General features: G+C 62.0%; 17 protein-coding genes. 9 read left to right on the forward strand and 8 right to left on the reverse strand.

Going from position 1 to position 19,402, the window contains the following annotated elements; translation table 11 throughout:
- The first annotated feature begins 3 nt into the window (after nt 1-3).
- From ACR30Z_RS13100 to ACR30Z_RS13125, 6 genes are all read left to right on the forward strand, one after another.
- Entirely contained in the window at nt 4-354 is a 351-nt protein-coding gene (locus ACR30Z_RS13100; protein WP_144648307.1) for a hypothetical protein, read from the forward strand.
- Between the two features lie 36 nt (nt 355-390).
- Nucleotides 391-660, forward strand: coding sequence for a Sec-independent protein translocase subunit TatA (gene tatA, locus ACR30Z_RS13105; RefSeq protein WP_144648308.1), 270 nt, complete (start codon nt 391-393; stop codon nt 658-660).
- A gap of 6 nt (nt 661-666) precedes the next feature.
- The gene (tatC, locus tag ACR30Z_RS13110) at nt 667-1,503 is read left to right on the forward strand and encodes a twin-arginine translocase subunit TatC (protein WP_144648309.1); all 837 of its coding nucleotides are present in this window, start codon (nt 667-669) and stop codon (nt 1,501-1,503) included.
- Between the two features lie 24 nt (nt 1,504-1,527).
- On the forward strand, nt 1,528-4,503 hold the full coding sequence (locus ACR30Z_RS13115; protein ID WP_434372984.1) for a DEAD/DEAH box helicase: 2,976 nt from the start codon (nt 1,528-1,530) through the stop codon (nt 4,501-4,503).
- Nucleotides 4,504-4,554: 51 nt separating this feature from the next.
- Nucleotides 4,555-6,210 carry an amidohydrolase gene (locus tag ACR30Z_RS13120; RefSeq protein ID WP_434372985.1) on the forward strand — a complete coding sequence of 552 codons (1,656 nt, stop codon included), beginning with the start codon at nt 4,555-4,557 and terminating at the stop codon, nt 6,208-6,210.
- A 410-nt stretch (nt 6,211-6,620) separates the two neighbouring features.
- Entirely contained in the window at nt 6,621-7,364 is a 744-nt protein-coding gene (locus tag ACR30Z_RS13125; protein WP_434372986.1) for a polyprenol monophosphomannose synthase, read from the forward strand.
- Between the two features lie 94 nt (nt 7,365-7,458).
- Here the strand turns inward: ACR30Z_RS13125 and ACR30Z_RS13130 are convergent, their stop codons facing one another.
- The 4 genes from ACR30Z_RS13130 to ACR30Z_RS13145 all read right to left on the reverse strand — a co-directional run bounded on the left by ACR30Z_RS13130 (nt 7,459) and on the right by ACR30Z_RS13145 (nt 10,518).
- On the reverse strand, nt 7,459-7,806 hold the full coding sequence (locus ACR30Z_RS13130) for an RNA polymerase-binding protein RbpA (RefSeq protein ID WP_011774875.1): 348 nt from the start codon (nt 7,804-7,806) through the stop codon (nt 7,459-7,461).
- Nucleotides 7,807-8,062: 256 nt separating this feature from the next.
- Nucleotides 8,063-9,043 (reverse strand): SPFH domain-containing protein, encoded by a 981-nt coding sequence (locus ACR30Z_RS13135; RefSeq protein WP_144648313.1) that lies wholly within the window; start codon nt 9,041-9,043, stop codon nt 8,063-8,065.
- Nucleotides 9,044-9,133: 90 nt separating this feature from the next.
- Nucleotides 9,134-9,595 (reverse strand): NfeD family protein, encoded by a 462-nt coding sequence (locus tag ACR30Z_RS13140; RefSeq protein ID WP_144648429.1) that lies wholly within the window; start codon nt 9,593-9,595, stop codon nt 9,134-9,136.
- 80 nt (nt 9,596-9,675) lie between these two features.
- Nucleotides 9,676-10,518, reverse strand: coding sequence for a methyltransferase domain-containing protein (locus ACR30Z_RS13145; RefSeq protein WP_144648314.1), 843 nt, complete (start codon nt 10,516-10,518; stop codon nt 9,676-9,678).
- A gap of 68 nt (nt 10,519-10,586) precedes the next feature.
- On the opposite strand from ACR30Z_RS13145, the gene ACR30Z_RS13150 reads away from it, so the two are divergent.
- On the forward strand, nt 10,587-12,602 hold the full coding sequence (locus tag ACR30Z_RS13150; protein WP_144648315.1) for a S9 family peptidase: 2,016 nt from the start codon (nt 10,587-10,589) through the stop codon (nt 12,600-12,602).
- A gap of 39 nt (nt 12,603-12,641) precedes the next feature.
- Here the strand turns inward: ACR30Z_RS13150 and ACR30Z_RS13155 are convergent, their stop codons facing one another.
- On the reverse strand, nt 12,642-13,316 hold the full coding sequence (locus tag ACR30Z_RS13155) for a peptide deformylase (RefSeq protein WP_144648316.1): 675 nt from the start codon (nt 13,314-13,316) through the stop codon (nt 12,642-12,644).
- Nucleotides 13,317-13,367: 51 nt separating this feature from the next.
- Here ACR30Z_RS13155 and ACR30Z_RS13160 point away from each other — a divergent pair, with 51 nt between their 5' ends.
- Complete coding sequence (locus ACR30Z_RS13160; RefSeq protein WP_144648317.1) at nt 13,368-13,775, forward strand: nuclear transport factor 2 family protein; 408 nt, start codon at nt 13,368-13,370, stop codon at nt 13,773-13,775.
- Here ACR30Z_RS13160 and ACR30Z_RS13165 read toward each other — a convergent pair whose 3' ends face one another.
- From ACR30Z_RS13165 to ACR30Z_RS13175, 3 genes are read right to left on the reverse strand one after another with little or no spacing between them, the layout of a single operon-like run.
- Nucleotides 13,776-14,906: an FAD-dependent oxidoreductase gene (locus ACR30Z_RS13165; protein WP_434372989.1), complete on the reverse strand. Its 1,131-nt coding sequence runs from the start codon at nt 14,904-14,906 to the stop codon at nt 13,776-13,778.
- Nucleotides 14,899-15,627: a class I SAM-dependent methyltransferase gene (locus ACR30Z_RS13170; RefSeq protein WP_434372991.1), complete on the reverse strand. Its 729-nt coding sequence runs from the start codon at nt 15,625-15,627 to the stop codon at nt 14,899-14,901. Before ACR30Z_RS13170 ends, ACR30Z_RS13165 begins: the two co-directional genes overlap by 8 nt.
- Nucleotides 15,624-16,760, reverse strand: coding sequence for a type III polyketide synthase (locus ACR30Z_RS13175; protein WP_434372993.1), 1,137 nt, complete (start codon nt 16,758-16,760; stop codon nt 15,624-15,626). The genes ACR30Z_RS13170 and ACR30Z_RS13175 overlap by 4 nt, the downstream gene beginning before the upstream one ends.
- A 131-nt stretch (nt 16,761-16,891) precedes the next feature.
- Here ACR30Z_RS13175 and ACR30Z_RS13180 point away from each other — a divergent pair, with 131 nt between their 5' ends.
- Nucleotides 16,892-19,285: an ATP-binding cassette domain-containing protein gene (locus tag ACR30Z_RS13180; RefSeq protein ID WP_434373194.1), complete on the forward strand. Its 2,394-nt coding sequence runs from the start codon at nt 16,892-16,894 to the stop codon at nt 19,283-19,285.
- The last annotated feature ends 117 nt before the right edge of the window (nt 19,286-19,402 follow it).

Here is a 19,402-nt window from a genome sequence, read left to right on the forward strand (position 1 = left end):
CAGATGCCTTGGTGGTTCTGGATCCTGTTGTGGATCGCGCTTATTGCCCTTTCGTTGCTTCTTCACCTGACGCTGGGTTATCGGCTGTTCAGAAAATTCATGTCAACTGTTCACGAATTAGGCGACGCGGGTAAACGTTTCAGCAACGTTTCTCCTCCCGCCGAAACCTCCGACGTTGAAACGGCGGAAGCCCGTCCGGAACCAGGCTCCGCAATTTTTGCCTCCCCGGAGGAGATGCGTCATGATTACCTGACGGCCAAAGCCTTCCGCCAGGAAGTTCGTCGCCAGAAGCGCGTCAAGCGTAAAGCCGAGCGGGGTCAGCCCCAATCCCTGCACGACATAGAATTCAGTTAGACGTAGGATGTATCCAAAAGGAAAGGACCTCCCCACATGAGGCTCGAAGGCTGGCATCTCATCATCATCATCGTCCTGGCTCTGGTGCTTTTTGCAGCGCCGAAGCTGCCGTCCATGGCGCGCAGCATTGGGCAGTCGATGCGTATTTTCAAGTCCGAAGTCCGGGAAATGAAGAAGGATGGCTCTTCCGAAGCGAAGGACTCCCAGGAAGCTTCCGACGCCGTTGAAGGCAAGGTTGTGGGACATCCGGACGTCAAGGCCAAGAACAACGGCGAGACCGACGTTCCGCCTTCCAACCGCGTCTAAAGAGAAGTGGTAGAAACGAAGGGGCGCAAGGCCAACCCCGAAGCCCGGATGGCGCTCCTTGACCACCTCAAGGAGCTGAAGAACCGGCTGTTCAAGGCTGCCATCGGCATCATCCTGGGTACCGTGGTGGGCTTTATTGTCTACCAACCCCTCCTTGAAGCCCTGATCAAACCGATCAAGGACCTCAATGAAAAAGAGGGTCGCGCCGCCACCCTGAACTTTGACGGCGTGGCCAGCTCATTCGACCTCATGGTCCAGGTCTCCGTCTTTCTGGGCGTGATCCTTGCCAGCCCGGTGTGGATCTATCAGCTCTGGGCCTTCATCGTTCCGGGTCTGCACAAGAAGGAGCGGCGCCTGGCGTTGTCCTTCGTGGCGGCGGCGGTGCCGCTGTTCATCGGCGGCGTCCTCCTTGCCTGGCTGGTCCTGCCCAATGCCGTCCGCGTGCTGACCGATTTCACGCCCATCGGTGGATCCAACTTCATCAGCGCCGAAATCTACTTGGCATTCGTGCTCAGGCTTCTGCTCGCTTTTGGCATTGCCTTCCTGGTTCCCGTGGTGCTGGTCGGGCTGAACCTTGCGGGAATCGTCAAGGGCAAGCAGCTGATCAAGAGCTGGCGGATCACCATCTTCCTGGTGTGCTTGTTCGCTGCCATGGCTGCTCCGGGCGCCGATGCCATGAGCATGTTCTACCTGGCAGCGCCGATGCTTCTGCTGTTCTTCGCCGCAATTGGTGTTTGCGTCCTCAACGACCGCCGCCGTGAGCGTCGAGCCGTCAAGCGGGCCGCTGAGACTGAAGCCACGGCAGACATCGCCACCCCGGCCTCGGATCTGGAGAATCTCTAGAGCTTGGGCCACTAGGCTTGATGCATGTCCTCCATTTCCGGGTCTCCTTCTCCATCAGACCGCTACCAGGCGGCAGCCCAACGGGCCGCTGAGTCCAAGACCTATCTTGGCGCCTTTGCCCGTACCCTGGACTTTGACCTGGACGACTTCCAGCGCGAAGCGTGCCAGTCGCTGCAGGAGGGCCGGGGCGTCCTGGTGGCAGCACCGACCGGTGCCGGAAAGACCATCGTTGGCGAATTCGCCATCTACCTTGCCTTGGAACGCGGACTCAAGGCGTTCTACACCACGCCCATCAAGGCACTGAGCAACCAAAAGTTCTCGGAGCTCGCAGCCAAGTACGGCGCTGCAAACGTCGGCCTGCTGACGGGTGACACCACCATCAACGGAGACGCCCCAGTGGTGGTGATGACCACCGAGGTCCTTCGAAACATGTTGTACGCCGACTCCGAGACACTCGGCGACCTTGGCTTCGTCGTGATGGACGAAGTCCATTACTTGGCCGACCGCTTCCGCGGGGCTGTGTGGGAAGAGGTCATCATCCACCTGCCCAGCGAAGTCCAGGTCGCGTCGCTGAGTGCCACCGTTTCCAACGCCGAGGAATTCGGCGCTTGGCTGGACACCGTACGGGGCGACACCGACGTCATTGTCTCCGAACACCGTCCGGTCCCGTTGTGGCAGCACGTGATGGTGGGCCGTGAGATCGTGGATCTATTTGCTGGTGACACCACGTTTGATGAGATCGCTCCCCAAGCGCCCGGCGCCGAGGAAACCGAAGTACCGGACCTTTCCGAGACCGACGAGATCGTAGCCGAGCCAACTGGATCCGAGCGTCGGAGAGTCACGCCCACGCGGGCCTCCACAAGGCAGGTTCGTCAAGCCGTTACCGGACCCGAGTTTGAGGTCAATCCGGATCTCCTGGCCATGGCGCGTTCTGAGAGCCGCATGAACATGGCTGGCCGCTTCGGGCACGGTGGACGTAGCCGGCGTCGCCAAGACCGCTACCGCGACGAGCGCCAACAATCCGAGCAGCGCAGCCCTGTCCGGAAGGCCAGCCGCCCGCAGGTCATCGAGAGCCTCAGGCGCCAGGACCTGCTGCCGGCCATCACGTTCATCTTCTCAAGGGCCGGCTGTGACGCTGCCGTGGCGCAGTGTGCGGCATCGGGGTTATGGCTGACCACGGAGCGCGAGCAACAGATCATTGCCCAGCGGGTGGATGAGGCGAGCCACGAGATCCCGGCCGACGATCTCGATGTCCTCGGATTCTGGGGCTGGCGCGACGGCTTGGTCAGGGGATTCGCCGCCCACCACGCAGGCATGCTTCCCACGTTCAAGGAAGTAGTGGAGAAGCTTTTTGCGGACGGACTGGTCAAGGCCGTTTTCGCCACCGAAACGCTGGCGTTGGGCGTCAACATGCCCGCCCGCTGCGTGGTCTTGGAAAAGCTGGAGAAGTTCAACGGTGAAGCGCACGTCAACATCACGGCGGGGGAGTACACACAACTGACTGGCCGGGCAGGGCGCCGTGGAATCGACATCGAAGGCCATGCCGTGGTCCTCTGGCAACCCGGAACGGACCCGGCCGCGGTTGCAGGCCTTGCCTCAAGGCGCACTTACCCCCTGAACTCCAGCTTCCGGCCCACCTACAACATGAGCATCAACCTGATTGCCCAGTTTGGCCGCGTCAGGGCACGGGAGATCCTGGAGTCGTCCTTCGCCCAATTCCAGGCGGATCGATCCGTGGTGGGCCTTGCCAGGCAAGTGCGCGGGCGCGAGGAGTCGTTGGCAGGCTATGCCAAGTCCATGCAGTGCCACTTGGGGGATTTCACCGAATATGCAAAATTGCGGCGGGAACTCAGTGAAGCGGAAAACCACGCCGCCAGGGATCATCAACGTGCCCGGAAATCCCACGTGGCTGATTCCCTCACGCGACTGATCCCGGGCGACGTCATCAACATCTACAGCGGCAGGCTGGCAGGGCATGCAGTGGTACTGGATGTCGACCCGAATGCCCGCGAACCCCGCCCCTCGGTGCTGACATCGGATAACCAGCTTCGGCGGATCGGTGTCCACGACCTCGACGGCCCGGTAACTCCCGTGACCCGGATCAGGATCCCCAAGTCCTTTAACGCAAAGGTCCCCAAAGCCCGTCGCGATCTCGCGTCGTCCATGCGCCACGCCATCAGCGAGGACGCCCCGCACAGCCGGCGGAACAGCCGCCACGAGGACTTCGGCTTGGGCGCAAGGCTGCCGGATCAGGAGAAGAAGATTGCGGACCTGAGAAGGGCGCTGAGGGCGCATCCCTGCCACGGCTGCAGCGAGCGGGAAGACCATGCGCGGTGGTCCGAGCGCTGGTGGAAGCTCCGCAAGGAGACTGACGGCCTGGTCCGTCAGATCCAGGGGCGCACGAACACCATCGCCAAGACGTTCGACCGCGTCTGCGACGTTTTGTCCGTCTACGGTTACTTGGAAACGGACGATGCCGGTCACGTCACCATCAACAATGACGGACAGCGTCTTCGCCGGATCTACGGCGAGAAGGACCTGCTCATTTCGCAGTCCATCCGCCGGGGCGCCATCAACGACCTCGACGCAGCCGAGCTGGCGTCCCTTGCCAGCATTTTGGTCTACCAGGCCAAACGCGAGGACCGTGGGCTGCGGCCCAAGATGCCAACGGTTTCGTTGGAAACGGCCGTGGACATCGTCGTCCGGGAGTGGTCCCAACTGGAGGACACGGAGGAGCATCACAGGCTTCCACTGACCGGCGAACCTGAACTCGGACTCATGTGGCCGATGTACAAGTGGGCCAAGGGCCGTCACTTGCAGGACGTCCTCAGTGGTACCGACCTCGCTGCCGGCGACTTTGTCCGCTGGGCCAAGCAGGTGGTGGACCTTCTGGACCAGCTGGCCAAGATCCCGCAACTTGATCCACGGCTGGTGAGGATTTGCCGTGAGTCCATTGATTTGGTCCGCCGCGGTGTTGTGGCCTACTCCACGGTGGCCTGACCCACATCCCTCATTGATTGACTGTCTTCAACCGCTCAAGGAGCACAACGAATGAACCAACCAGGCGCTGCCGGCCGCGACCGCAACGGAACTGACCGCAAGGTCGCGATGTACCGCAACGGTTCGATCTATACGGCCGCAGATCCCTTTGCCACCGCCATGGTGGTGGACGGAGACACTATTGCATGGGTGGGCTCTGAACAGGCAGCAACGTCCATCGCGGATTCGTCCATGGAGGTCATCGATCTTCGCGGCGCCCTCCTGGCGCCTGGTTTCGTGGACTCGCACGCGCACCTGACGGAGACCGGCCTGGCCCTGTCCGGTGTGAAGCTCAGCTCAGTGCGTTCGGCCAGGGAACTCCTCGACGCCGTTGCCACCGCGGGTGGTTCGGGCCCCATCCTGGGGCACGGCTGGGACGAAACAACGTGGAACGACCCCACACTGCCCACCCTTGACGAAATCGAAAGGGCTGCGGGAGGCCGCACCGTCTACCTCTCGCGCGTCGACGTCCATTCGGCGCTGGTTTCCGCATCGCTGGCTGCGGCCGCGGGCTTGAAGGGGCTGGACGGTTTCGCCGGCAACGCGCGCGTGGTGCGGGCAGCACACACAGCGGCTCGACTCACGGCACGGCAGTTCCCGAGCACCGACAGGCGTGGTTATCAGGAACAGGCACTTCAGGAGGCTGCCGCCAACGGCTACGTGGCGCTGGCAGAAATGTCAGCGCCGCACATCTGCGGTCCCGACGATCTTCGGATGGCAGCCTCGTGGAATGAGCAGGCAGGTAACCCCCAAGTACTTCCATATTGGGGTGAACTGGCCTCATCCGAAAACCACGCCCAAAGCATCCTCGACAATTTGGGGACTGCAGTGCTTGGGCTCGCGGGAGACCTCAACATTGACGGATCAATAGGCTCGCGGACCGCCGCCTTGCTGGATGACTACTCCGACGCGACGGGGCACCGGGGAAGCCTGTACCTCTCCGTCGAAGAGGCAGCCAAGCATTTTGCGGCGACCTCCTTGTTGGGAGTCCAAGCCGGGTTCCACGTGATCGGTGACGCCGGCCTGGACGCAATCCTGGACGCCTTGGACGCTGCAGCAGCCGAGGTGGGGGAGCAGCGCATCCGGGCGGCGGGCCACAGACTGGAACACGTCGAGATGGCTGACCAAGCTGCCATCGACAGACTGGCGAAGTACTCCATCAGCGTCAGCGCGCAGCCAGGCTTCGATGCAGCGTGGGGTGCACCGGGTGGACTTTACGAACAGCGCCTGGGCGCCCGCAGCCAAACGATGAACCCGTTTGCTTCGTTCTACGCCAGCGGGGTTCCCATCACCTTCGGCAGCGACAGCCCGGTCACCCCTCTGCGGCCATGGTCCAGCGTCCGCGCCTGCTTGGAGCACAGCAACTCCGAACAGCGGATTTCCGCACGGGCGGCCTTCCTGGGCCACACCCGCGCCGGGTGGCGTGCCAGCAGGCACCGGAATCCGCTGATGGGCCAGCTGGTGCCAGGCGCGCCGGCCAGTTTCGCGGTATGGGAAGTCGAGGAACTCATGGTTCAAGTGGCCGACAGCCGGGTACAGTCGTGGAGCACGGATCCCCGAGCCCGTACACCGCTGTTGCCTGCCCTCGACACTGGAAAGGACCCTCTCTGCCTGCAGACCGTCCACGAGGGAATCGAGCTGTTCGCCCACGAGTCCTTGCGTGGCTAGGAATTGACCTGCGGCACCAAGAAGCGCGCTGAACTGGGACGATCCACAGATCCGCAGGTCAACACCTGGTTGACAGCGTGGGGTGAGTCCGTAGCATTGAGGCTCAACGGATAATCAACGCAGAGGCAACTGCCGGAGCTTGATGGTCCGGTCGTAGCCGGAACACGTTCATGGTGGCGGCAAGGAGGTGGGCAGGTCCGCAGCGACCCAGAAAACAGTTCGTCCGGGATACATTGTCCGGCGCCACTGGTCCTGGGCTTGCGGACCTGCCCGCAGCATCGCCGCGTGTGTCCCACGCCATAACCGCTCAAGGGGTGCCCGCCAGCGTCCTATAATGGAGAGTTGCGCCAGAATGCCAGCCGCCAGGCTGGTCCGGCACACTGACCGCTCCATCAAGGAAAGGCCTCTTCTTGCGTGTCCTGACGATCATTCCCACCTACAACGAGCTCGAATCGCTCCCCAAGACGCTGGGACGACTGCGCGCAGCAGTGCCAGAGTCCGATGTCCTGGTGGTTGACGATAACAGCCCGGACGGCACGGGACAGCTTGCCGATGAGTTCGCCGCGTCGGACAGCCAGGTGCACGTTTTGCACCGAAAAGGCAAGGAAGGCCTCGGAGCCGCGTACATCGCAGGGTTCAAGTGGGGCCTGGCTGCTGGATACGACGTCTTGGTCGAAATGGATGCGGATGGCTCCCACAAGCCGGAGCAGTTGCCCCTTCTTCTTGATGCCGTCAAGGATGGCGCAGACCTGGCCATGGGCTCGCGCTGGGTACCGGGTGGAAGCGTCGTCAACTGGCCGCTCTACCGCCAAGCGATCTCCCGCGTCGGCAGCACCTACGCACGCATCATGCTGGGAATCAAGATCAAGGACGTCACCGGCGGCTACCGCGCATTCCGGCGCAGCACGCTTGAGGCACTGAACCTGGACGAAGTCGAATCAGTCGGCTACGGCTTCCAAGTGGACCTCGCGTGGAGGGTAGCCAAGCTCGGACTTCGCATCGAGGAGCGCCCCATCACCTTCGTGGAACGCGAACTTGGGGCGTCAAAGATGAGCGGCAACATCGTGGTGGAAGCCATGCTCAACGTGACCAAATGGGGGCTCGCCGCTCGTTGGGCAAAACTGACCCGCAAGTCGCCGGCCGCAGCCAAGTAGCCCGCAAACCCATACGACAAAGGCCGGGTCCGGTTCCTATTGGAACCAGACCCGGCCTTTTGTCTCTGCGCTCTTGTCGTCGGCGCTTGGGAGGCTACGCGGAGCGGCGTTCTCCACGGCGCTCACGCAGGATGTTTAGACGATCCTCAAGGATCTGCTCCAACTCCGGGAGGCTGCGGCGTTCCAGCAGCATGTCCCAGTGGGTGCGGACTGCCTTCTCGTTGGCGTCAACAGGACGCTCTCCATCAACCAGCAGCGCTTCCTTGCCGGTCTTGGAAACCCAAACGGGAGGGATCTCGGCTTCGGAGGAGAAGGTCACGAAGACCTGCTCGCCATCCTCGCAACGGTATTCGACCCGCTGGCGCGGTGCCGGTTCAACGCCGGATTCGGTTTCCATGCTTTGGGCGCCAAGACGCATACCCCGCAGGCTGCGATCGCTCATGATTACTCCCTCTGTCTGTTCGCGGAGCAAGAAACCCCGCGCTAGCCGTAAGCCGTTTTCACGATCCTTACGGACTACTTCTGCACACCTTGCATCACTAATTGCAACGCCTGGCCAAGCTTTAATGTTCCATCCGCGCTGAACCAGCCGGACAAATATCCCATTATACGCGGATCAAGGCTTAGTACTCAAAAGCCCGGAAAGCAAGGAGCGGCCAGCCGGGATGGCTGACCGCTCATTGCACGTACAGACAGGTCTATTCAGCTGGCCGCGAATGCTCCGTCGTACCCGCAGGCTCGGACACCTTGGCCTGCTCACTGCCACCGAAGAGCCCCTGGACGGGGGAGTCCCCGTTATTTCCTCCGAGTGCGCCGCCGATTCCCTTGAGTGCCTCGCCGACTTCGCTCGGGATAATCCAGAGCTTGTTCGAACTGCCTTCAGCGATCTTGGGAAGCGTCTGCAAGTACTGATATGCAAGCAGCTTCTGATCAGGGTTGCCCTTGTGGATCGCGTCGAAGACCTTTTGAATGGCTTGGGCTTCACCGTCTGCGCGAAGGATGGCCGCCTTCGCATCACCTTCGGCAGCGAGGATGGCCGCCTGTCGCTGGCCTTCCGCGGTGAGGATCTGCGACTGCTTGGTACCTTCAGCGGTCAGGATGGCTGCCCGGCGGTCACGCTCTGCGCGCATCTGCTTCTCCATCGAGTCCTGGATGGAGTGGGGCGGGTCGATCGCCTTCAACTCCACACGGGAAACGCGGATTCCCCAGCGACCCGTTGCTTCGTCGAGGACACCACGCAACTGGCCGTTGATCTGGTCACGCGACGTGAGTGCTTCTTCGAGGTTGAGGCCACCCACCACGTTACGAAGCGTGGTGGTGGTCAACTGTTCGACCGCCTGGATGTAGTTGGCGATCTCGTAGGTGGCCGCCCTGGGATCGGTGACCTGGAAATAGACCACGGTGTCGATGGAGACCACCAGGTTGTCTTCTGTGATGACCGGCTGCGGTGGGAAGGACACCACTTGTTCGCGCAGGTCGAGCAACGGCAGGAGCCGGTCGACGAACGGAATCAGGATAGTAAGTCCCGGATTGAGCGTGCGCTGGTACTTACCGAGCCGTTCAACGACGCCGGCGCGCGCCTGCGGGATGATCCTTACCGAGCGGACCAACACGATGATGACAAAAATGACGAGAACAATCAGCACGATTGCTGCTGCTGTTCCTCCTAAGCCGTCCATACATCTCCTTCGTTCCCCAATTGCGTGGTTTGATGCGGCTGTGCGCAGGCAGGCTGTCCTACCCGGCAACCGATTGAATCCTGAGGCGCCTTAGCGCGGGCTGTTGTCGGCGGACGAGGCGACGACCGCCGTCGCGCCGTCAATTTTGGTGACCTGAACCGTCGCACCGGGGTCGATGACTCCGGCAGTGCTGCGGGCACTCCAGACATCACCGCCAATCTTGACGAGTCCACTGGTGCCGCTCACGGCTTCGATGACGAGGGCGGACTGACCTATCAGGCGGTCAACGTTGGAGCGTTGCTCTTCTGGCCCCTTGTGCAGATGCTTCAGGGCGACCGGCCGCAGGAAAACGATCATCAGGAGGGAAACCACGCAGAAAATGACGATCTGCAGCCAAAAATCGGCGCCGGCGAAGTCGGCGATCAGTCCCGCAAGGGCTCCGCCGCCCAGCATGATGAAGAAGAGGTCGAGAGTCAGCATCTCCACCACCGCGAACGCGAGGAAGACCGTGAGCCAGAGGGCCCACCAATTCTCGCCGAGCCATTCAAACATCATTTCCCCCTTGGTCCCGGATCCCGCGGACGGGATCACAGTCACTGTTCCTCCATCCTAGCCCGACGTACCGTCCCACGTCAGGACACGGTGAACACACTGATCCGGAACTTCGCCATGGTGGCTATGGACCCGTCCGTTTCGGCCAGTTCGGCCAATTGTCCGGGGCGAAGGTGGTGGCCGGCCGGTCCCATGTACGCGAGGTCGGCCACCTCCGGACCATTCAATGCGAGGGGCAGGTCCAGGCTGACGTTCGCGGCGGTATTGAAGTGCGCGCTCATGGCCTCGGCGAGCCGCTCTTCTTTGCCTTCTTCGATGCTGAGCATGCCTGTCCGGGCAGCGATCTCTGCGAGATGACCCGGGCGCGGCGTTACGACGATCAGTATGCCCCCCGGGCGAAGCACCCGCGCAAACTCGGCGGGGTTTCGCGGGGCAAAGATCACTGTCACCACGTCCGCGGTGTTGTCGGCCATGGGCAAAGGGCGCCAAATGTCCCATACGAGGTTGGCCGCTTGCGGATTGAGCCGGGCTGCCCGCCGGAGGGCGAACTTGGAAATGTCGAGGCCGATTGCCGAGGCGCTGGAACTCTGGAGAACAGCGTGCAAATAATGCCCGGTTCCGGTGCCGGCGTCCAAGACCAGGGCGTCGGGCCGTTGAAGCGTTTCGGCGGCCGCCTCTGCGACTGCCTCCGTAAGGGCCGAGTAGTGTCCGGCTTCCAGGAAGCGGTAGCGGGCCGCTACCATCTCCGCCGAATCAGCCTCGAAGGCGGTACCTTTGCCTGTCAGCAGGTTGAAGTAGCCCTGTTTTGCGGCGTCATAGAAGTGCCCGCCCTCGCAAGCGAGCGTCCGTTGCTGATCTTCCTTAAGCAGGAACGACGCTTGGCACACAGGACAGCGAAGGGCAGCGACGGCGTCGGGGAACATGGGTTCAATCCTACGGGGGACGGAGTGTCTGGTGCCTGGGGCGGAGCAGCCGGGCTAGGCTCACCAACGTGAAACCCGAGCAACTTCCCCTGCTGAACTCCGTGTCCGCCCCGGCCATCCACCCTGATGGCACGAAGGCGGTTGTTTCTGTTGTCCGCCCGGATTTTGACGCCGACAGTTACGTCGGCCAGCTCTGGACTGTTCCCCTGGATCCCACCAAACATCCACGCCGCATCACGCGTGGTTTCAGGGATACGGCCCCTGCCTTCTCGCCTGATGGCCTTGTTCTGGCCTTCCTCCGCAGCGATCAGGATGGCAAACCGCAGTTGCACGTCGTGGAGGCCGCCGGTGGCGAACCACAGCGCATTACCGATCAGCACGCCGGTGTGGGTGGTTTCGTGTGGGCGCCCGATTCCCATCGGATTGCGTTCTGGGCCCGGGTGCCGGAGCAGGGACGCTATGGAACGGTCGACGGCGTCAGTTCCGGCAGCGAAGATGCCCGCCTCATCGATACCAATCAGTACAGGATGAACGGCGTCGGCTATACCGGCGACCAGCGCCAGCAGTTGTTTGTCGTCGAGGTTCCGGACTTGGGCGGCGAGCCCGCAGTCGCTCCGCGTGGAAGGGCCGCCCATGAGCAGCCGACGCGGGCGGTGACCGGAGTCCCCGCCGCCAAGCAGATCACGTTTGGCGATGCGGACCATGAGTCTCCGTGTTTCTCCCCGGACGGCACCCAGCTTTACTTTGTTGCCGCCCTCCACGAAAGGCGCGACGACGACCTCATCACCTCCATCTACAAGGTTGACACCAGTGGCGGCCGGCCCGTCGTCGTCGAACCCGCCAACAACCGGCCTCAAACCGTCACCGCCGTGCGCCCCTCCACGGATGGGCGCTGGCTGTTCTATGTCGCTCAAGAGCTAGGGGAAACGGGCAAGGACTTCGTGGCACGCAATGGAGTCCTCCACGTCATGCCCGCTGGTGGGGGAGATGCGGTGGCCCTGACAGACGTTGAACATTTGGACGTCTCCGGCCCGTTGGAACCGAGCGGTCCGGCCAGCATGCTGGTACTGAACACAGCCCTGGGCAGCGTGGAACTCCTGGATGTTCCAGCCGAAGGCGGAATCACGCCCCTCGTCCACGGCGCCCGGGTAGTGACTGGCGCCACCGTGGCCGCCAATGGGGAGATCGCAGTGAGCTTTTCCGACGCCTCAACGGTGGGCGACGCAGCTTCCCTGGAACGCGGAGAAATCCGCCTCCTGACCGACTTTTCGGCCGCCCTCAGAAACAACTCGCGGGTCAGCGAACCCCTGGAATTCGAGGCGGAATCCACCGATGGACATCCTGTTGCGGGTTGGCTGGTGCTGCCTGATGGGCCTGGGCCGCATCCGGTTCTTCTCACCATCCACGGCGGACCGTTCGCCCAATACACGGGGGCCTTCTTCGACGAGGCCCAGGTTTACGCCGCGGCAGGCTACGCCGTGGTGATGTGCAATCCACGCGGCTCGTCCGGCTACGGCCAAGCCCACGGCCGCGCCATCAAGGAGCGTATGGGCACCGTGGACATGCAGGACGTCCTCGCGTTCCTGGACTCAGCACTTGAAGCCTTTGATGGCTTGGATCCGGAACGTGTGGGCATCATGGGTGGTTCGTACGGCGGCTACCTGACCGCGTGGACCATTGCCCACGATCACCGGTTCAAGGCCGCCATCGTCGAGCGCGGATTCCTGGACCCGGTCAGCTTCACTGGTTCCTCCGACATAGGCTGGTTCTTCGGTGGCGAATACACCGGGGGAAGCCCCGAGCAGATGGCTGCCCAGAGTCCCATGGCCGTTGCCCCTGCCGTCACAACTCCCACGCTGGTGGTCCACAGCGAAAACGACCTTCGCTGCCCCCTTGAACAAGGTCAGCGTTATTACGCCCAGCTCAAGAAGCAAGGCGTGGAAACTGCATTGTTGGTCTTCCCGGGTGAGGACCACGAATTGTCCCGGTCCGGCACCCCGCATCATCGCCGGCAGCGCTTCGACCACATCCTGCGTTGGTGGGCAGCCTACCTCCCCACGGCATCCAACCGCCCGGAGTCGTAGCAGTCAGGCAGCCATTAGCAGGCAGGCGCAGTGTGGACCCTAGAGGAGGAAGCCGAGAGCGCGGCGTGCCTCATCGACGTCGGGTGCAGCCCATCGCGCAGCGTGCTCGGCGTTGCTGGAAAGTGACCGGATCTCGGCCCGGTCCAGGTACAGGGTTCCGTGAAGGTGGTCCGTTTCGTGTTGCACGATGCGGGCCTGCCATCCGGAAAACCACTCCTCTACGGCCTCCCCGCGCGGGGTTGTGTAGCGCAACTCGACGTTCCGGTGCCGGGTCACAACCGCTTGGTATCCATTGACGGAGAGACATCCTTCATAGAAAGAAGCCACCTCCGTACCAAGTGGACGGTAGCTTGGGTTGACGATGGCGAAGAATTCCATCTGTTCCCTGTGCCGCATGGCAGCGGATGCGGGATCAATCTCGTATTTGTCCTCGAGGACGGCGAGCTGCAAGGGGATACCCAGCTGGGGAGCAGCCAGCCCCACACCGGGAGCATCATGCATGGCTTCCCGCATCCGGTCAACCAATGACATCAATTCGACGTCGTCCAGCTGGCCATCGTAGGGGGCCGCAAGCTGGCGCAGCACAGGGTGTCCAGCTTGGACAATGGCCGGGAGTTCTTCCGCATCGAGCAATCGCCGCACAGCATCCCTGATCTGGATGGGGTTGTAGTCGGTAGCCGGGCCCGAGGCCTCGGGAGGAGGTTGATGCGTCATGCCTTGAGCCTAACGCGGCTGGTGTCCGCGGGGTTGAGCTAGGCTCGACAAATGAGCGATTCCACCCCCTTGGACTGTGTACTTGGCTTCATCAGAACTGTTGAGGCCGGCGGCAGAGGTGCCGAATTGCGGCCCTTCCTGGCTGATGATTTCACCCTCACCGAATGGCCGCATGCGTTGTCCAAGACAGGCTCCACCCGAAATTTGGCAGAAACTCTCTCCGGCGCGGACCACAGCAAGGACATTGTCGCCGACCAACGTTTCGAGGTGGTCCGCACCACCAGTGAAGGGACCCGCGTTGTCCTCGAAATGAACTGGTCTGCCACACTGCTGCTGGACCTTCCCCACTGGGACCGCGGAGACACCATCCGTGCCCGAAGCACTGCCGTCTTCGAGCTCCGGGACGGTCTGATCGTCAGCCAGGACACGTACGACTGCTATTACACGACGGCTAATTAGCTACCGCATCGTGAAACGCCTCTCCACCAACGCGGCGATGGCCGGAACCTCCAGGGCGCTGGCGAAAAGCGTGTTCCTGGTGGCCAGGACCGCCGGTGGCAGGGGTCTGCCCAGAGCCATGTTGAGCCCGGCCTGCCGGGATGCCCTGAGGGCCGCCTTCCTGCGGGATCTCTCGAAGCTTTGGAGCTTTCGCCCCACATCGGTTCCGTTCAAGGAGGCATCGATGATGGGAGCCAGGGCTGCGGCGTCCAGCCAACCAAGGTTCATGCCCTGGCCGCCGATGGGACTGATTTCGTGGGCGGCGTCGCCCAGCAGAACCACTCGGCCGTGGACCATCCGCTTCGCCAGCCGCGCGCGCACCTCGAAGGCGCTCAACATCGAGTTGCTGGTGGCATCCAGTACCTCGCCCGTCCTGGCTGCCACCAAGTCAGCCAGTCCGGCCGCCGTCGTGCCTTGATCCGGCGCTCCCAGCCTCACCACCCACCGGCGCACGCCGTCCGGCAAGGGAAACGACTCCACGATCCCGGCCGGCTCCAGATACAGCACAGCGTCGGTCCCGTGCCTTGTCCCATCCGTGAAGTCGCCCATGATGTAGCAGTCCGGATACCTCCGTGTCGGCAGATGGGGAAGGATGGCCCGGCGGATGGATGAATGCGCGCCGTCGGCCGCCACAGCCAAGCGGGCCGTGAACACGCCATGTCCTGCCCTGGGATCCGTTACTACGCGCACGGACCTGAAATCGTTAATGACCTCTTGGACTTCGGTACCCCGGACGATCGCTGCGGCATCCAGTTCCAGCACGGATTCTTCGAGCACCTCTTCCGTTATGGCCTGAGGCACGGCAAGGATGAACGGAAACTCCGCATCACCCGAGAACGGTAGCTCCGACACTTTTAGGCCCTGGCTGTAGGCAACGCCCCGGCGGATGCGAACTCCAGCTTCAATGAGTTGGGCGGCAACTCCAGCGCGCGACAATTCCGCCAAAGCAGGGGGATGAATCCCAATGGCCCGTGAACGCAGGCTCCTGCCGGTCCTGCGTTCAACAATCCGGACCTTGTACCCCCGCTGCAACAACAAAGTACCCAGGAAAAGGCCCACCGGACCGGCACCCACAACTACCACGTCAAGCATGGTGATCCACGGCGTCGTTGTGCCGGTGTACAAAGGTGAGGAGGTTATGCCAGGGACCGTTTGCCTCAACCGTCCAGGTACGGGGGACGGCTGCCTGCAGTTCGGCCGGCGTGTGACTGCGTTTGATCGATACGAGGCCATCGCCGCAGATGTAGGATCCCAAGCCCAGGGGCCAAAAGCCGCACAGGAACAGCAGGTACGCCACATTGCTGCGCCTGAGGTCGTTGTGGAGTACCAGTCCCCGGCTGAGGATTTCGGAGTCGTGCAGGACGGTGGCGAGGTGACCGTCGTCGAGGTGGTGGAGGATGTGGTTGGACATCACGATGTCGAACGTCTCGCCCTCCGCTACAAGCTCGGAGCTGTGGGCTTTCCGATAGGTGACGCCCTCCACGCGAGGTGATTGCGCGGCAAAGGCATACGCCCTCTCATCCGGGTCGATCGCCGTAACCGCCAGGCTGAAGCCGTCCTGCTGAGCCCAACGCGCAAGGCTCCGGGCGACGTCCCCGCCGCCACATCCGATGTCCAGCAATGACAACCCGCCCCGTTCGGACAGCAACGGCCGTATCCGGCGCCTGTAGGTCCTGTGCCAGCCCGAAAGAAGGCTGTTGACCACGGGGAACCGCGCATAGGTCCTGGTGAGGCGTACAGGATCACAATCGGCCCTGTCCATGTCCTCCACGGAGTGCAGATCCCTCTGACGGAGGGATCCCCATGGGCTCACAGGGCGGGGGAGACCAGCGTAAAGAGGCCTGTCTCCACGGTCAGCCCGGGCCCGAACGCCATGGAGCAAATGCGTTCCTCACGTTCACCGGCCGTCTGCCCCAACATGTACTTCAGCACGAACAGCACGGTGGCGCTGCTCATGTTGCCGTACTCCCTGAGGGTCTCCCGCGCTGGAACCAGCTGCTCCTGCGTCAACTCCAGCTTGGACTCAACCTTGTCCAGGATGCTCCGGCCGCCCGGGTGGATTGCCCAGTGCGTAATGTCCTTATACGGAAGTCCTGCCAGCTGTGGTTCCTTGGCCAGAAGAGGCTCAAGTGCCCCCGTGATGTGTTCCTCAATGATGTGGGGAACATACGAGCCCAGGACCATTTCGAAACCTTCGTCGCCTATGTTCCATGCCATGGCTTCCTCACCCACAGGCGTCAGGACGGTTTCAAAGTGGTCCAGCCTGATCACCGGGTCCGGACCCTCCGGTTCACGTGCCGTGACGACGGCGGCTGCCGCACCGTCGCCGAAGATGGCGGAACCCATGATCGTGTCGGGGTCGTTCGATGTCCTGACGTGAAGCGAGCAGAGCTCGACGCAGATCACCAGGACCACCGCTTCCGGATCGGCCTGGCAGAACTGCTTCGCGGCTTTCAGGGCAGGAAACGCGGCGTAGCAGCCCATGAACCCGAGGTGATAACGCTGGACGGCAGGGTTCAGCCCCAGGGCCCTGACCACTTTGTAGTCCGGACCCGGGTTGAAGAACCCTGTGCAAGAAACGGTGATGACATGGGTGATGTCGTCGAGGTCGATACCTGATGCACGGGCTACTGCCGTCTTCCCTGCCTCGACGAACAGCTTGGTGGCCTCGGTGGCAAAGATTTCGTTGCGTACCTTGGTGCTGGGACTCAGCACCATGTTGGTTTCTGGATCGAAGAACTTCGGGTTCTCGGGATGGGCGTCAAGGCTGAGTTCTTCGACGGCGGTAAAGCGGGTGTCGATGGCTGCCGAATCAAAGCAGGTAGTGACCAGCCGTGTCCCCAGCCGTGTCAGGCCTGGTTGGGAGGCAAAAACTTCACGAGCCTGCTGCTGGACGAGGATGGTTGGCGGAACTGCGGTTTCAAGGGACCTCATGTATACCGGCATGCTTCATTCTTAGTGAGTAAAGCTGGGAAGACAATGGCAGAATCGATCGTACTGACCGAGGTTGGTCAATGAGAGCCAGGCGACGCCGACGGGGGACTGTTGGGCAGCGCCGCCTAACAGATGGAGAAATGATGACTATTGCCGCGAGCACTGACACGCAATCTCCTGCGTCGCACGTTGCCGATACCCACGACCTGATCCGCGTCCAGGGTGCACGCGAAAACAACTTGAAGGACGTCAGCATTGAGATCCCGAAGCGCCGGTTGACGGTCTTCACGGGTGTTTCCGGATCCGGTAAGAGTTCGCTGGTCTTCGCCACTATCGCTGCAGAGTCGCAGCGCATGATCAACGAAACCTACAGTGCCTTTGTCCAAGGTTTCATGCCCTCCCTGGCGCGGCCGGATGTGGACGTGCTTGAAGGATTGACCACAGCGATCATCGTGGACCAGGAGCGGATGGGCTCCAACCCGCGTTCAACGGTGGGCACCGCCACCGATGCCAACGCGATGCTGCGGATCCTGTTCAGCCGCCTAGGCCACCCCCACATCGGTTCGCCAAATGCGTACTCATTCAATGTCCCCACGGTGAAGGCGAGCGGGGCCATCACCGTGGAGCGCGGGGAGGGCAAGACCAAGACGGAGAAGGCAAGCTTCAACCGGCTGGGCGGCATGTGTTCCCGCTGTGAAGGCATGGGTTCGGTCAACGACTTTGACCTCACGGCCCTCTACGACGACACCAAGTCCCTCAGCGAAGGGGCCCTCACCATTCCGGGCTACACCATGGACGGCTGGTACGGGCGGATTTTCAGCGGATCCGGTTTCTTCAACATGGACAAACCCATAGCGAAATTCACCAAAAAAGAGCTTCACGACCTCCTGTACCGGGAGCCGACCAAGATCAAGGTGGAGGGCATCAACCTCACCTACGAAGGCGTGATCCCCAAGATCCAGAAATCGATGCTCAGCAAGGATGTGGACGCCTTGCAGCCACACATCCGCGCCTTCGTGGAGCGGGCCATCACCTTCACCACGTGCCCGGAGTGCGAAGGCACCAGGCTGAGCCCGGAAGCCCGGTCCTCCAAGATCAAAGGCAAGAGCATCGCGGATGTTTGCACCATGCAGATCAGCGACCTCGCTGAATGGATCCGCGACCTGGATGAGCCCTCCGTTGCACCGCTGTTGAAAGGACTCCAGCACCTCCTGGATTCCTTCGCCGAGATCGGTTTGGGCTACCTTTCCCTGGACCGGCCGGCCGGCACGTTGTCCGGGGGAGAGGCACAGCGGACCAAGATGATCCGCCACCTCGGTTCTTCCCTGACGGACATCACCTATGTCTTTGATGAACCGACCATCGGCCTGCACCCCCACGACATCGAGCGCATGAACCAGCTCCTGCTGCAGTTGCGCGACAAAGGCAATACCGTGCTTGTGGTGGAGCATAAGCCGGAAACGATCGCGATCGCGGACCATGTAGTCGACCTCGGTCCGGGCGCTGGTACCGGCGGTGGAACCGTATGCTACGAAGGCCAACTGGAGGGCCTTCGGGGGAGCGACACCATCACAGGGCGGCATCTCGACGACCGAGCCGCCATCAAGGAGAACGTTCGCTCCGCGTCCGGCAATCTGGAGATCCGGGGCGCGTCAACCAACAACCTCAAGAATGTTGACGTCGACATTCCTCTTGGTGTCCTCTGCGTCCTGACGGGCGTGGCAGGTTCAGGAAAGAGCTCGCTGATCCACGGTTCGGTAGCTAAGCGTGACGGGGTCCTGGTGATCGATCAGGGCGCCATTCGAGGTTCCCGCCGAAGCAACCCGGCCACGTACACGGGACTCCTTGAGCCGATTCGTAAGGCGTTTGCCAAAGCCAACGGCGTGAAGCCCGCATTGTTCAGTTCCAACTCCGAAGGTGCCTGCCCCACGTGTAACGGCGCCGGGGTGATCTATACGGATCTGGGTGTCATGGCCACGGTGGAGTCCACTTGTGAAGAGTGTGACGGAAAGCGCTTTCAGGTCTCTGTGCTGGAGTACAAACTCGGAAATCGCAATATTGCAGAAGTGCTTGCAATGTCCGTGGACGAAGCTGAGGGATTCTTCAGCGAGGGAGAGGCCCGGACCCCTGCGGCCCACAAAATCCTGGACCGCCTGGCGGACGTCGGCCTGGGTTACCTGACTCTCGGCCAGCCGCTCACCACGTTGTCCGGCGGTGAGCGCCAGAGACTCAAGCTGGCCACTCAGATGTCCGAAAAGGGCGATATCTACATCCTGGACGAACCCACCACGGGCCTGCACCTTGCCGATGTCCAAAATCTTCTGGGGATGCTGGACCGCCTGGTGGCTTCAGGAAAATCGGTCATCGTGATCGAACATCACCAGGCCGTCATGGCGCATGCCGACTGGATCATCGACCTTGGTCCGGGCGCTGGTCACGACGGCGGCAAGATCGTTTTTGCTGGAACGCCCGCAGAGCTTGTGGCCGAGAAGTCGACGCTGACAGGCAAACATCTGGCTGCTTACGTCGCGAAGTAAAACGAGCTGGCGGAGTGGTCGTTTCAGGTGCAGGGACGACCACTTCCAGCACCTGTCTACAACGCCGATAATCTACATTATGTAAAGTAAAGGTGGCGAAGCCCTTCCCGACCGCAT

Source organism: Paenarthrobacter sp. FR1 (genome assembly GCF_051106045.1).
GTDB classification, from domain to species: Bacteria; Actinomycetota; Actinomycetes; order Actinomycetales; family Micrococcaceae; genus Arthrobacter; species Arthrobacter nitroguajacolicus_A.